This is a genomic window from Nitrospirota bacterium, assembly GCA_015233895.1.
In the GTDB taxonomy this organism is placed as follows: Bacteria; Nitrospirota; Thermodesulfovibrionia; order Thermodesulfovibrionales; family Magnetobacteriaceae; genus Magnetomonas.
The window spans coordinates 14,186-28,776 of the sequence record JADFXG010000037.1; the positions used below are offsets into that span (position 1 = coordinate 14,186).

The window sequence follows — 14,591 nt, forward strand, 5'->3', positions numbered from 1 at the left end:
CAGCCATATTCTAACTTATTTTCTCATTTCTTGTATCCACTTTAGTTATTAGGCTCTGTTTAGGCAGGTCAGGGCTCCTGTAAACCCTGTCAATGATATTTTCTACATAAAGCGTGGATAGATTTTAGTAATTCATATTGAGTGTCATATTTCAATCCTAAACTCACACCATCCATCTCTGTTTCTGACTGACAGTGTGCCTTTCATATTTTTCTCTATTATCACCTTTGACATGTATAACCCCATTCCGGTTCTCTGTGCCTTATCTTTGGTGGTAAAGTATGGCTCAAACACTTTGGTTATAATATCTTTTGAGATTTCACCTCCGTTATCGGAAACAGATACAATTACTTTACCGGTAGCAGCGTCTTTGTATGATTGTACCTTGATGATTCCACCAGTGATATTTCTCTCTTCAAATTTATCTTTAGCGTTAGTCAAGACATTTAAAATTACATTAGTAAACTCATTCTGATAACCTTGTACCGTTAAACTCTCATCTAACTCTTTATTGATTATAATACCCTTATTTATGATATATCCTGATATGAGAGATTCTGCTTTGTTTATCTCATCGGCTACGTTGATTTCTTTTAGAGTTCTCTCCTGGGTATAAAAATTTCTAAAATTATCTATTGTATCTGATAATTTTAGAAGTTCAGACATCGAATTGTTAACATTCTTAGTTATATATGCTTCATCTAACTCGCCATGAATGTATGCATCTTTTATGTCCTGGATAGAAACTCCGATTGCACACAGCGGCTGTCTCCAATGGTGAGAGATGTTTATCAGCAACTCACTCATTGAAATGTACTTAGATTGCTCAAACATCAACTGATCCTTGTCACGGTTTTTTGCTACCTCTTCATCAACTCTTTTTTGTAAGTTCACGTTTATTGTCTTTATTTCATCTTCTATTTGTTTGCGTTGTGTTATGTCTCTTATAAATGAAAACATTACGTTATCGCTTTTAATAAAATTAACACTTACTTCAACATCTATAATCCCGCCATTTTTACATCTGTGTTTAGATTCAAATCTATCAACCCCTGTTTCCATTATTTTCATTATTCGTTTTTCTATTTCTTCAGGAGTCTCTATCACTTCAATATCGGCTACTCCCTTTTGTAACAACTCTTGTTGTGTGTATCCTGTCATATTACAATATGCTTCATTTGCCTGTATCAGATTTCCTTCTTTGTCCAGTATCCAAAACCCTTCAATAGTGTTGGCTAAAATTGTTTTGCTTTGCTCTTCTAACCGTATTCTTTCCGTGTTTGTTTTTATCAGGTCAGCTTCAAGTATCTTAAAGTCAGTAATGTCACGAGCTGTGGCATAGGTGATTCCCTCCTTTGCAATATAGCTTGCGTGCCAGGACAGGTAACGAAAGGAACCGTTTTTGCATATGTAGCGATTTTCAAAGTCCAGCGAATAGCCCCTTTGAATCTGCCTTGCCATTTCATCCAATGTAGATTGCTGGTCATCAGGATGAACGAAATCAATAAATGGCTTTGACAAAAGTTCCGACTCGGAATAACCTAAAACCTTTGTGCAGGCAGGGTTTATACTTTTAAAGGCTCCATTTGGATCGGCTATCACCATCAAATCATCGGAGCTGTTAAAAAATTTGTGGAACTGCTCACGCTCTTGTTCTATCTTTTTACGCGCGGTTATATCCTGAAGCAGGGCTACACAATAATCAATAGCGCCGTCGTCTCTGCGTTTACAATTAACCCACAGCGTTGTGTATATGACAGAACCGTCCTTGCGGATAAAACGTTTGTCCAGACTGTAGCCGTCCATCTCACCTGCAAGCACGCGGTTAAACTGTGTTACGTCTGATTCAAGATCGCCAGGGTGCGTGATTTCAGCCCACGTCATAACACTTAACTCATCCTTAGAATAGCCAAGCATCCTGCATACCTCGTTGTTTACTTCTATCCAACCCTTTGTCGGGGAGGTTATTGCTGTTCCAATTGTGCTAAATTTAAAGGCAGTGTGGAATTGCTCTTCTTTCTCTAATGCGTTCCTCTCTAAAACACTACGCTCATATATTTGCCCTATTAAATCTGCGGCTAATAATATGTGATTTTTTGCAGCTCTAACAATATACTCAGGTCTGGCCTCATATTCACTTGAAATCTCTGTCAGTGTTTCTTTATTAATGTGATATTTATTGGCTAATTCACAAAGAGTCATATCATCTGACGGTGGTGAGCCATATCCGCAATTTATTGAGCCGATAACTTTTCCAAATGCTTTTATTGGAACCGCATAGATGTTTATTCCACCCTCACATGGCTTTAAATCATAAGGTGCCCCTGTTTCAATTGTAATTTTTGAGGCATTACTCCAACATGACCGGTGACACAACCATTTACCGCAAGCAAGGGCTTCTGCATTATCAGAAGTACCGCAGAGTTCTCTTGATGCCCTGTCCATTAATTTACAGTAACCGGATGAAAAAAGAGCTATTGCGTAACTGCCATCCACTTCATAAATTGCCGCTGATGTCTCAAGTAAATCAAGATAACCTTTTGCTATTCGTTCTAAAGTACCTTTGCCTACCGTATCAAGCAAGTCTCTGCATTTGTTTAACTCAGTCATGTCTCCCTATGATTTATAATTGCTTAAAATGTTCATTTCTGTGTTGCTCATTGTTTAGTATCGCCACTGTCAGGTTTATAAACATCCAGACTTATCACAAACTCTGCTCCATCATCCACATTTCTAACCGTCAAACTACCGCCCATATTAGTCTCTATAATAGTTTTTGACATGTAAAGCCCAATCCCGGTTCCATCGATTCCTTTAGTTGTATAATAGGGTTCAAAGATTTTCCTTGTCAAATCATCAGGAATCCCTCCACCATTATCCCTAATTGAGACTATGATTTTTGATTTGTCTTCATTATTGCCAATACTTATTAATATGCTCCCTTTGATTTCAAAATCAAATTTCTTTCTTGCCACGATTGCATCTTTTGAGTTATTTAAAATATTGAGCATAACCTGTTTAAACTCATTAGGGTAACCCTCCGTAAGCAATAATGCATCCTGGCCGGTTTCCACAGAAACATGTATTTCACTTTTACGGAAAACGTGTGCAAACATTGACAGCAGCTCTTCAATGTTTATTTTTATATCGAACAGGATTTTTTCCTTTGAAGGTACAAAGAAGTTTCTGAAATCATCGATAGTTTTTGACATAAAGTTGATTTGCTTCATCGTTGAACCGATTATGTTATCTATATATTTATCATCAACTTCACCATAGGTATAAGCATCCTTTAAATCCTGTATGGTTATCCCTACAGCGTTTAGCGGCTGCTTCCACTGATGCGCTACCAATCCAATCATCTCACCCATTGCTGCCATCTTGCTTTGCTGAATGAGCAGCCGCTCCTGTTGCAGGTTCTTTAGAACCTCCTCCTGCAGATGCAGTTTTTCCTCCGCCGAGGAGGTAATCATGTTGGCAAAGGTGTCCATGAAGCCGAGGATGTGCTGGATTTGCTCCTCAGGCACAACGGGGACCTCCTTCAACGCGTCAAGGTACTGGGCCTCATCAAACCCAAATTCCATCGCCTGACGGCGGAAAAACTCCTCATCCGGCTGAGTGCGCAGAAACTGTCCGGTGAACAGGTTGGCCATATGTCTGCCGCCAACGATTATGGGTGCTGCCGCGTCAGTCAGTCCGTTACGGCAGTTGTAGATGGCGACTTTTTTGCCCTGCTGCATGCTAAGAGCAAGCGATGTGTCGCTTTCTATACAGCGCGCGCAAGCTTTCTCGTTGATTCTATGAAACCCGGTACATAGACGCTGCCACGGCGTTGATGCGAGTACCTTACCCTCAAGGTCTATAATAGCGGCAGGTATTCCGATGATATTTGTGAAATTCAGTAAAATGTGCTCCAGACTGCGCAGGTCAATTAATGTCGCAAGCGGAGAATCATCTGTAAGCAGCGGTACTTCACCCTTTGGTCCGTTCCTATAAATATCGCTTATGGTAGTGGAGGCTGCCATCAATTGGTTTATACCCATCTGCTCGGTCAGATCCGTGACAGCACCGACGTAACCAGCATGGTTACCTTGCTTGTCGCTATATGCGTGAGCCATTACGTAGGCCCATATGATTCTGCCGTCTGTGTTTTTAAATCTATGTATAGACTTGAAACTCCCAAGGGTTGACACTGCCCTGCGCCACTGCTCCATTACAAGGCTTAAGTCGTCCGGATGGATGGCCTTTATCCAGCCATCGCCAAGGGATTCCTCCATTGTCATGCCGGTCAAATCGCACCATCGCTCATTTACATATAATGCCTGCCCTTTGGCGTCCGATTGGAAGATGCCGACGGGTGCAACAGTGGCTAATGTTTTAAAGAGTTCTTCGCTTTTTCTTAGTTCCTCTTCAGCCATTTGCCGGGAGGCTATCTCTACCCGGAGAGACTCCTCGTTTCTTTTAAGCTCTGTTATGTCGGTAGTGATACCACATACACCGCAGACTTGTTTGCTTGCATCAAAGATTGGAAACTTTGTTGAGAGATATACATGAATTACGTTGTCTTCACCTGGTGCGGTTTCGACAGACTGCACCGGTTTTAAGCTGGTTAAAGCATCGTTATCGCTTTGCCGGCAAGCGTCGGCTACATCTGCAGGAGACAGATCATAGTCGGTCTTCCCGATAACCTCCGCCCTTGTGATGTTACAGAGTTTCTCAAACTGGCTGTTTACGAGAAGAAACTTTCCTTCTGTGTCCTTTAAAAATATCATATTGGGCGAATTGTCAATTATAGCAAGGAGCTGTTGTCCGGCCTCCAACGCCTGATTCTCCGCTTCTTTTCTCTTTGTAATATCCTGATGAATTGCAACCCACACCGTCCCGTAGTTGTTATGCTTAAATGTAGAGATAACAACCTGACACCAAAACCGTATACCATCCTTTTTTGTATGCAAGACTTCACCTTGCCAACTACCGGTTTCTTTTATTGTCGTTTGTATTTGAGCTGCCATCTCTTTGGGCGATAAATCAGCAGGAGCGTGGACTATGGAAATATCGCTGCCAATCATCTCGCCTTCTGCGTAGCCAAACATACTGTTAAACTTCGGGTTAGCAAAGATAATAGTGCTATCGCAGGCTTTTACGAGCACTACTCCTTCCTCCATGTTTGTCATTATTTCGCCCTGAAGACTAAGCTCCGCCTCCATGCGCTTACGCTCGGTGATGTCCTCGGCAGTGCCTATAACCGCCTCTATTACACCCTCTTTATAGACAGGTGCGGCACTAAAACTGATAATCCTCTTACTCTGATCTTTTCGGATTAATTCCACCTCGTATTGCGATACCGTTTCACCATGCACGGAGACTTTGACAAATTGCTCGTTTATCATGGGCAGTGTATCAGGCGCAAATAAAACAGAAAACGGCATACCGATTGATTCATCCATCGTATAACCCGTTAATTCAATGCCTTTGTTATTGGACAGTGTAAATCGCCCTTCAAGATCAACAGAGTATATTGCGTTTGTGGAATTGTCTATGATTCTTCGCAGGAAATCTTTTGTCTGTAACAGCTCCTCCTCGGCTTTCCTTCGTTGAGTTGTATCGAGAAGCACCTCCATCTTCTATCTGCTCCCATCAGAATTATATGTCTTCTTGTCTGTAAAAGCTTTCTCAGCATTCAACATCATAATATTACCCACACATCCTCCAATTATTTCGTTACGCACCTAAACTAAGCAGGATTTTACCAAATGAACACAGACAGAGTCCATCACTTTATACAAGGCATTTTTATCTCAAAACGAGTATATTTTTCAACAACAGACACCAAAGATATTGTTCCTTTGTGTTTTTCAACGACTCTCTTTACGCTGTAGAGCCCAAGGCCTGTGCCTTTTACGCTTTCCGGAGTCTGGAAATATTCCTCAAATATTTTGTCATGGTAGCATTGTGCAATGCCTCTGCCATCGTCCTCTACAGACAAAAACACCTCGTTGCCGATTCTTTGCAGCTTTATTTTTATTAGTTTATTTGCGTACTTTACGGCATTGCTAATAAGATTTTCTGTCATTGTTTTAACCTGATAATAATCACCTATGATAGAAACCGGCATCTCATCAAGTGGTCGCAGTGCGGTATCGTCGTTAACAATCAGCTCAATGCCGCGTCTTTCCATCTCCGGGATAAAAACATTTAAAACAGATGCAAGGAGCTCATTAAATTTTAACTCCTTTGGATTAAATGCCATAAGGGTGTTTTTATTTTTAAGAGAATGGGAGGTTGTCTCTATCACATTTAAAATATCTCCGGAGGCGCCACTTATGATTTTCAGAATATCTGTTTTTTCTTTATCAGTTTTGGCTTTACCCTCAAGATACCTGTTAGAGTACCCCTTTATGGCAATCACCGGAGTTTTAAGGTCGTGTAAGAGGACTGAAATAAAACTTTCCCTCTGATTATTAAGATTTTCCTCGTAAAGTTTTTTTTCAGTTATGTCCGTAAAAGCCAAAACAGAGCCTTCAAGAGCGCCTGTTTCATTTATTATTGGCGATATACGGCCGTTAATATAAATCATGTCCCCTGTTTTTGATACAACAACCATCTCTTTTATATCAGGCTTGAAACTATGTGTACAAACAGCACCTGCATTACTGTGTCCCTCTAATTTCAAAACATCATTTATATGTTTACCGAGGGCTGTCTCCTGAGTATAGCCTGTCAGTTTTGTTGCCACAGGGTTTATAAACTCAATGCAACCCTCTCTGTCAGTGGCTATGATTGCATCTCCAATACTCATTAACACCGTGGAGAGCCATCGCTGATTTTCCTTGAGACGGCTTTGAAGCTTGTGCTTGTAAAGGGCAATTTCTATAGTTGTGCGGAGTTCCGTCTCTTCAAAGGGTTTCAGTATATATCCAAACGGTTCGGTAATTTTAGCACGCTCAAGTATTTGTTCATCGGCATAAGCGGTAAGGTATATAACCGGAATATCAAATCTGAGCTTTATAGCATCAGCGGTTTCGATACCATCCAGAGGGCCGTTAAGCATTATATCCATAAGAACCAGGTCGGGTTTGCTATGGTTTAAGCTCTCAAGAGCCTCCTGCCCTGTTGCTACAGCGGCAGTAATTTCATAGCCAATTAACTCAAGACACTTTTTAATGTCCTTTGCTATTATTGCTTCATCTTCTACAACAAGTATCTTCTTTTTCAGCATATCTGGTTAAAAATATCCTTATCTAATTGTCAATTGAGAAACACTTTTAGGGGGGTCTGCACCTGAGATAACCTCAGCACTCACCTGCTTACACCTCACTGTGGCTGTTTCTAACCCCCTGCCTGCACTTAATATAATAACATTTATTCAAATTTTTTTCCTTATCAGCTAACAGGTTAAAATACGAGAATTTGCACAATTCACGTTTATGGTATAATAGTTGGGAGCTGAGCAAATAAAAAGAGAGGGGGAAATGTTATGTCTAAGACAGGTGATATTTTTCAGGGTGGTGACTGGAAGGGGGAAAAGCATGTTCCTGTTATAGAGTGTGCTGATGCGGTTAGTGCCGATGAGCTCTTTGATGTAAAGGTATCTGTCGGAAAAGAAATAGGCCATCCAAACACCACTGAACACCACATAAGGTGGATACAGTTGTTTTTTAAGCCAACGGATGGAAAATTCGCTTACCAGATAGGTAACTTTGAATTTACCGCACACGGCGAATCAAGCGAGGGCGCAAACGCCGGCCCTGTCTATACCAACCACACAATAACCGCCTCCATGAAAACTAAAAAATCAGGAACTCTTATTGCCACAAGCTTTTGTAATATTCACGGTTTCTGGGAAAATTCAAAAGACATCACTGTTAAATAGTTGATACTAACTGTAGGGGCGAATAATTTTCGCCCCTGCTTTAATGAAGGCCAGAAAAAAACTTCTTTTTAAGAGGGAAATTTTTGCCGGACTTCTGATAGATTTTTCCTGGTCTTTCCCTAAGTTTTGTATTCATACACCTCACAAACCCAATATACACGCCACTGGCACGATAATTGCAACCCCCCAATTAGTGATTAGCATAAGGCTGACGCTGGATATAAAATCTAAGGATAGATAGGGGGTGGAGTTATGGCCTTTGTAATTAACACAAACATAGTTTCTATTAATGCACAGCGGAATTTGAATAAAACTCAGGGACCTTTGCAAAGTGCAATGAAAAAATTATCATCCGGTTTGAGGATAAACTCTTCTGCCGACGATGCCGCAGGCCTTGCAATAGCAACTAGAATGGACACTCAGATTCGGGGCTTAACTGTATCGGAACGAAACGCTAACGATGGACTTTCAATGGTTCAGACTGCCGAGGGCTCTATGTCAGAGATAATAAATAATCTTCAGAGAATACGAGAGCTTGGAGTTCAGGCAATGAGCGGACAATATAGTGTAACTGATGTGGCAAACATGCAGAAAGAGGTCAACGTACTTGTTGAGGAGATAGGCAGAATATCAGAGCAAACCAAATTTAATGGCCAACGTTTACTGGATGGCCACTTTCACACCAAACTTCAGACAAGTTTTGCGGCCAGTGATTCTCGTATACAAATTTCTATCGGCTCAATGAACACAGATGCCTTAGGAGGCAATATATTTACATCAAAAGGTAAAAATGGTCCTATGCTATTTCTGAAAGATATTCATACAGCTACCACTGTCGGGGTAAACGGCTCAGGTGACGGATCATTTGTACAAGGAACATCAACGCCTTTTCCGCCTAATTATAGTTTTACAGCCAGCAGCACTATTGCTTATACCGGCGTCGCATCGTTTCAGGTGGCTGATTCAACTAGTTTGACAGGTTTCAGGTCTCAGGCGTCAAACTCTATAGCCATTATTGACACAGCGCTGACTTACGTAACAAGTTCAATGGCTGAGATGGGTGCTAAGGCTAATCAACTTGACGCCAATATCAGAAATATAGAGAACGTGCTTGAGACGACACAATCAGCAAAGTCAAGGATAATGGATGCTGATTTTGCAGCAGAAACGGCAAACCTTACCAAATCAATGATTTTACAGCAGTCCGGCATATCGGTACTTGCTCAGGCCAACTCTCAGCCTCAAGCTGTGCTTGCACTGCTTAAATAAAAAATCTAAGGATAGATAGGGGGTGGACTTATGGCCTTTGTAATTAACACAAACATAGTTTCTATTAATGCACAGCGGAATCTGAATAAAACTCAGGGACCTTTGCAGCAAGCAATGAAAAAGCTATCATCCGGCTTGAGGATAAACTCTTCTGCTGACGATGCCGCAGGACTTGCCATAGCAACGAGAATGGACACTCAGGTACGTGGTTTAATGGTATCGGAAAGAAACGCTAATGATGGTCTTTCAATGGTTCAGACTGCTGAGGGTTCTATGTCAGAGATAATAAATAATCTTCAGAGGATACGAGAGCTTGGAGTGCAGGCAATGAGCGGACAGTACGGAGTAACCGATGTTGCGAACATGCAAAAGGAGGTCAACGTCCTTGTTGAGGAGGTAGGCAGAATATCTGAACAGACCAAGTTTAACGGCCAGCGCTTGCTTGACGGCCACTTTCACACCAAACTTCAGACAAGTTTTTCAGCCAGCGATTCTCGTATACAAATTTCTATCGGCTCGTTGAACACGGATGCCTTAGGCGGTAAAGTATTTTCACAAAACGGTAAAAATGGTCCTATTATGTTTTTAAAAGATATTCATACTGCTACCACTGTCGGGGTAAACGGCGCAGGTGATGGTGCATTTGTACAAGGAACGTCCGCACCTTTTCCGCCTAATTATAGTTTTACAGCCAGCAGCACTATTGCTTATACCGGCCTTGCATCGTTTCAGGTAGCTGATTCAAGCAGTTTGACAGGTTTCAGGTCTCAGGCATCAAACTCTATAGCCATTGTTGACACTGCACTGACTTATGTAACAAGTTCAATGGCTGAGATGGGTGCCAAAGCTAATCAACTTGACGCCAATATCAGAAACATAGAGAACGTGCTTGAGACGACACAATCAGCAAAGTCAAGGATAATGGATGCTGATTTTGCAGCAGAAACAGCAAACCTTACCAAATCAATGATTTTACAGCAGTCCGGCATATCGGTACTTGCTCAGGCGAATTCGCAACCGCAAGCTGTGCTTGCACTGCTTAAATAGAAAATTCAGAATAAGGATTTTTTCCGCAGATTGCGCAGATTTTCACAGATTTATATCTGTGTTCATCTGCGTAATCTGCGGACTAATCTCTTTCAGAGCTCTTCTATCTGTAATCTGCCTTTAAATTGAAGAAATAATAAAAAACGCCTATCATAAAGCCAAGAGCGAATTTGCCCTGCATACGGCTTTTCATACTGGATGGTGAAAACAGCAGAGGTAAATGTCTTGCCCCGTTTATTATCAGCATAGAGTATATCAGCGGGTGGTATCTTTTTCTGAGACCCGCCACAGACTTGCCTACGGCAATCGGCTTATTCAAATTGTTAACAACAAACGGCGGGTGCATGTATTTTAGTCTGTCAGACTTGTAAAATTTTTTGCCTGAGGCAAGGTAGCGAACAACAAATTCAACATCCTCCTGCCCTGTGATTGATGAGACAAAACCGTGCAGTTTGCGTAAAACCTCAGTTGTATAGGCCATACAACGGCTGGTTGGAAAGTATGGCTCATGGTAGCAGTATTTCTCTTTCCAAAGGCAAAAGGAGGCGCTGCCGTGGGGTATTACTGCGTCAGCTCCAGTGCGTGTAAATTCATCTATAAGAGTTGTAAGAAAGTCATTGCCGATTAATACGGTATCGTCATCCAAAAGCAGGCAGAGCCGCCCTTTGACCTTACTTAGAGCAAAGTTCCTGGCGTAGCCCATCATGCCGTAGTGCGCACTGAGACTGTGGTATGAAACGTTTATTTTGCCTTTAAATTTATTGTATGTGTCAAACCCCTCTTTAGTGCCCCCTCTGTCTTCAACCAATAGTACCTCATATCGGCTCTTTGGCAAGTCCTGCTCCGTAAGACAATACAGTATGCCCTCCAATAAGTCTATACGGCCGTAAAAATTTATCACACAAGAAATATCATACTCATTTTTAATAGAATTAATAACAGCATCCCCTTCCATTTTAAGAGGAAACAGCCTGTTAAAAAATTTTAATACCGTAGTCCTTATATCCAATAGTTAGTCTTTCTGTGTTTAGCGCGGAATATGCTGAATATATTTTATTAGTGTGTCCACTATCCTAAAAATAAATTCGCTTGTTACGGCATTACCTAATGCACTAGCGGTTAGGCTTACAAGCAAAGGTAGTTCAATATCTTTGATTAGATTGAAAGGCACACTATGACTAATCTCTTTTTCTACAACCTCTACATAAGAACTATAATCAGCCCTCAGAATTTGTTCTGGTACATGGATATTAGAAATTTGTTTCTTTATATCTTCTAAAGACTTATTTGTCGTAAGAACATTAACCACATCGCATGTTACAGTCCTAACCTGCTCTTCATCGTAATAAAACTCACTTGTTTTATCCATTCCTCGTTCATAATAGCAGTTAATGAATGATCTTATAGCCGCCGTTTCAGCTTTAAAACTTAAATTGTCTTTATTCTCTAACATACTAAGCACTACAAGATGAGGGTGCTGTAGATTTGTAACCGTTTTACCAGCCAAAATGTCACTAAACTGAGCCTTATACTCTATGCTGTTGTAAATGGCACCCCTCTTGCGGTAGAATCCAACCTCTAACTTCTTTTCAAAAAAAACACTGAACTTACCTTCAAAAAAATTATTCAGTAAGGATTTCAGCGTTTCAGAAAACTTAAAAAGTATGTCTTGTTTAAGTGAATCGTTTTCGTAGTTGCCTATAACTTCAAAAAAATCAGATAGTAACTTAACAGCCTCAGTATCAATGTCACATCCCCTGCCTTTAATTATTAAAGAATAGGCCATTACCGATAGTAATCTAACTGAATAGCGTTTTATATCTTGTTCGAGGCATTGTTTCTTGACTACACCACCTAAATATGGCATGATTGTTTTAAAGTAAAGTTCGTGTTTACCCAAAAAACCACACTGAAAATCAAACAAGTCACAAAACACCTCCTCTAAAAAACTTGTATAACGTTTGTCTATATCACTCAAGTCTATAAACTTGTTCTCATCACCCTGGTGTAACAAAATTAAATGCCCAATTTCATGAAATAAACCAAAATATTTTTCTACACAAAAGGCTGTATCTATTGGAATGCTCAAAGTGTCATAAAAATGAGCATAGTTGTTCTGCCTGCCAATTTTAACAAAGCCTTCCCATTTTCCATCAATGCCACAAACACTAAAAACGTTATCAATTATGTCCTTACAAAACATTTTTAATGCCTTTAGGAGCCTCTGCTTCCCGCCTTTGTATGAAGAGAAGTCCTCTGAGCCCTCTTGTAAGAAAAGACCTGCAAGACGTTGGTAACAGCCAATTCTGATCAATTCTGGCATGTTTTCAAGATATTTCAGTGAGATTTCTTTGTTATTATCGCCAACGTCTAAAGAATTAAATGCTTCCCTCTTCAGCTTCACCACATAGTCAGCCATATCCTCAACAGAATCAAATAACAATTCATTTCTCAGATATTGGTTAAATGTGTAAACAGTGCTTACAATAGTTTCATCAAGAGGTTGGTCAAGCCGCTTTAGGGTCTTTACGTCAGAGGAGTTAATATTTATGGTATCAGGTGAAAAAATTTTACTTACTTTAGTATCCTCAGGAAAACCGGAGACGCCGCATAGTTGAACATTTGTTTTGAAAATTGAATTACTATTCTCCTTGCGGAAGTCAAGCAATGCTTTGACAAAATCACCCCATTTAAATTTGACTATTTCTATCACAAAGTCATACATGCCAAGGATAAACAGTTTCTCTTCGTTTTTTAATTTAATTCCTTTTCCATCAAAGATACCAATAAGAGAAGTCCATAACATTTGCATATCAGATGGCCTGCAAGCAACAAACACCGATGGATATATCTTTTTATCATGGTTGTCTAGTTTATTTAGTTCAGCAGCCATATTTAGACTTGTAATAACCCTGTAATTCACACCGATTAAGGAGAAGGACTTTATAAAAAGTGAGCTGTAATCACCCGAATCAGAAATATTACCAGCAAAGTCCTGTGCTTTACAGATTAATTGTGAATACACTTTATCATAGCTATCTATCGGATAAAGCAAAATAAATTCATTCCAGCCAAAAGTTCCGAAACAGAAGACGTCCTTTATATCGTCACTAATCTGACTGTAAAACGCCTGCTCTATTTCGTTGGGTCCTTTGCCGATTAAAAGAGCTGGCTCTAATTTAATGATATTTATGCCTATTATAGGCATTTTGGAAAACCTTCTATCCATTTCTTCTAAGTCATCTGCACCCCACTTGTAACACAACAACTCTGTGCTGTAAGTTATACCATTGATAGTACCTGAACCCAACATATCATGGTCAAGGTTTTCTCTGACGATAACGAAGCATAAATCGTAATCCCCAAATATTTTATAGCAAAACCAAGCATTTATTCTCTTGCTTTTATCTTTGTGATGTATAAGGCTATCTAAATAATCTTCATAATCTTCATAAACAGGCTTCTCGTACCCAACAACTGTTTTTAAGAGTATTATCCGGACAGCAACACTACCCACAATATGACCTGAACTATCCACCAAGCCCTCCCCACCCTGTTCTTCATAAAATAAAACAGCGCCTCGTTTGGTACAAACTTTTGCGAGGCACTGCTAAAAAAAACTCTATGTTCTATAGCATCTAACAGCTTTTTCTAATCAAAGCAAAATATATTCATAACCTTATCTTTTTCTTTCACCAAACCGTCAAGTATTTCAAACACATCCTGCTCCATATATGCCTCTCGCTGTCCACATATACTATCAGGTCCAGAATCACCCACTCTTTCATCCTCATTCCTCAAAGCAACCGTGTTAAATCCAAAAGGGCTTCTCCATTCTTTATCTGTATTGCCCATATCTCAAAACCTCCTCTATTTAAAATATTCTCCATATCCCATCATTCCCACGAAAACACCAAAACGTGCCAGCGTGTGGCACGTTAACATATTAGCCACGACAATGTCAATTAAAAATCTCATTAACACACTAAAATAAAAATTTATGCTTTATCTATAATATCATAACTTAAGCACAAACTGTGTAAGCAGGGATAATTTATAAAATCCTTATTGAGTAAGGTTTTCAGAATTCTAAGAAGGTGGGTTGACATGTTTTTTAAAGTGGAAAAAAGGGCTGGAATCCAACTTACGAGCTGGATTCCAGCCCTTTTTTTTTAGTGAAGTTAACTAAAAAGGCAATTTCAAAAATCTTATCAACATCCCCTATGCAACCTTTATACCGAGTAGCCTTCATAGAGGTACTCTAAGATAAGGGAAGTTTGTCATAGAAGTGAGTCTATGCGGATCGTTATAGATGTCATTCAAAGCAGTGCAAAGTGTGTCTTCAAGTCTGTCAATGGATTGAAAAGCGGTATTATGAAGATACTTTTCTCTGACCTCTTCC

At 40.1% G+C, this 14,591-nt stretch carries 9 protein-coding genes; 3 read left to right on the forward strand and 6 right to left on the reverse strand.

What is annotated here, in order from left to right:
• Positions 1–144: 144 nt before the first annotated feature.
• The 3 genes from HQK88_15610 to HQK88_15620 form a co-directional block, all read right to left on the reverse strand.
• The gene (locus tag HQK88_15610) at positions 145–2,610 is read right to left on the reverse strand and encodes a PAS domain S-box protein (protein MBF0618228.1); all 2,466 of its coding nucleotides are present in this window, start codon (positions 2,608–2,610) and stop codon (positions 145–147) included.
• Between the two features lie 47 nt (positions 2,611–2,657).
• Positions 2,658–5,621, reverse strand: a complete 2,964-nt coding sequence (locus HQK88_15615) for a PAS domain S-box protein (protein MBF0618229.1) — start codon at positions 5,619–5,621, stop codon at positions 2,658–2,660.
• 152 nt (positions 5,622–5,773) lie between these two features.
• Positions 5,774–7,219 (reverse strand): response regulator, encoded by a 1,446-nt coding sequence (locus tag HQK88_15620; GenBank protein ID MBF0618230.1) that lies wholly within the window; start codon positions 7,217–7,219, stop codon positions 5,774–5,776.
• Between the two features lie 258 nt (positions 7,220–7,477).
• Here HQK88_15620 and HQK88_15625 point away from each other — a divergent pair, with 258 nt between their 5' ends.
• The 3 genes from HQK88_15625 (at position 7,478) to HQK88_15635 (ending at position 10,189) form a co-directional block, all read left to right on the forward strand.
• Positions 7,478–7,873 (forward strand): class II SORL domain-containing protein, encoded by a 396-nt coding sequence (locus HQK88_15625; protein ID MBF0618231.1) that lies wholly within the window; start codon positions 7,478–7,480, stop codon positions 7,871–7,873.
• Positions 7,874–8,125: 252 nt separating this feature from the next.
• Positions 8,126–9,142: a flagellin gene (locus HQK88_15630; protein ID MBF0618232.1), complete on the forward strand. Its 1,017-nt coding sequence runs from the start codon at positions 8,126–8,128 to the stop codon at positions 9,140–9,142.
• 30 nt (positions 9,143–9,172) lie between these two features.
• Positions 9,173–10,189 (forward strand): flagellin, encoded by a 1,017-nt coding sequence (locus HQK88_15635; GenBank protein MBF0618233.1) that lies wholly within the window; start codon positions 9,173–9,175, stop codon positions 10,187–10,189.
• A gap of 103 nt (positions 10,190–10,292) precedes the next feature.
• On the opposite strand, the gene HQK88_15640 is transcribed toward HQK88_15635, so the two are convergent.
• From HQK88_15640 to HQK88_15650, 3 genes are all read right to left on the reverse strand, one after another.
• The gene (locus HQK88_15640; protein ID MBF0618234.1) at positions 10,293–11,090 is read right to left on the reverse strand and encodes a glycosyltransferase family 2 protein; all 798 of its coding nucleotides are present in this window, start codon (positions 11,088–11,090) and stop codon (positions 10,293–10,295) included.
• A gap of 126 nt (positions 11,091–11,216) precedes the next feature.
• Positions 11,217–13,727: a hypothetical protein gene (locus tag HQK88_15645; protein MBF0618235.1), complete on the reverse strand. Its 2,511-nt coding sequence runs from the start codon at positions 13,725–13,727 to the stop codon at positions 11,217–11,219.
• A 113-nt stretch (positions 13,728–13,840) separates the two neighbouring features.
• Entirely contained in the window at positions 13,841–14,044 is a 204-nt protein-coding gene (locus HQK88_15650; protein ID MBF0618236.1) for a hypothetical protein, read from the reverse strand.
• Between the last annotated feature and the right edge of the window lie 547 nt (positions 14,045–14,591).

Coding starts and splice junctions, on each gene's coding strand:
- HQK88_15610 (MBF0618228.1), bottom strand. CDS start 2,610: ATGACTGAGTTAAACAAATGCAGAGACTTGCTTGATACGGTAGGCAAA.
- HQK88_15615 (MBF0618229.1), bottom strand. CDS start 5,621: ATGGAGGTGCTTCTCGATACAACTCAACGAAGGAAAGCCGAGGAGGAG.
- HQK88_15620 (MBF0618230.1), bottom strand. CDS start 7,219: ATGCTGAAAAAGAAGATACTTGTTGTAGAAGATGAAGCAATAATAGCA.
- HQK88_15625 (MBF0618231.1), top strand. CDS start 7,478: ATGTCTAAGACAGGTGATATTTTTCAGGGTGGTGACTGGAAGGGGGAA.
- HQK88_15630 (MBF0618232.1), top strand. CDS start 8,126: ATGGCCTTTGTAATTAACACAAACATAGTTTCTATTAATGCACAGCGG.
- HQK88_15635 (MBF0618233.1), top strand. CDS start 9,173: ATGGCCTTTGTAATTAACACAAACATAGTTTCTATTAATGCACAGCGG.
- HQK88_15650 (MBF0618236.1), bottom strand. CDS start 14,044: ATGGGCAATACAGATAAAGAATGGAGAAGCCCTTTTGGATTTAACACG.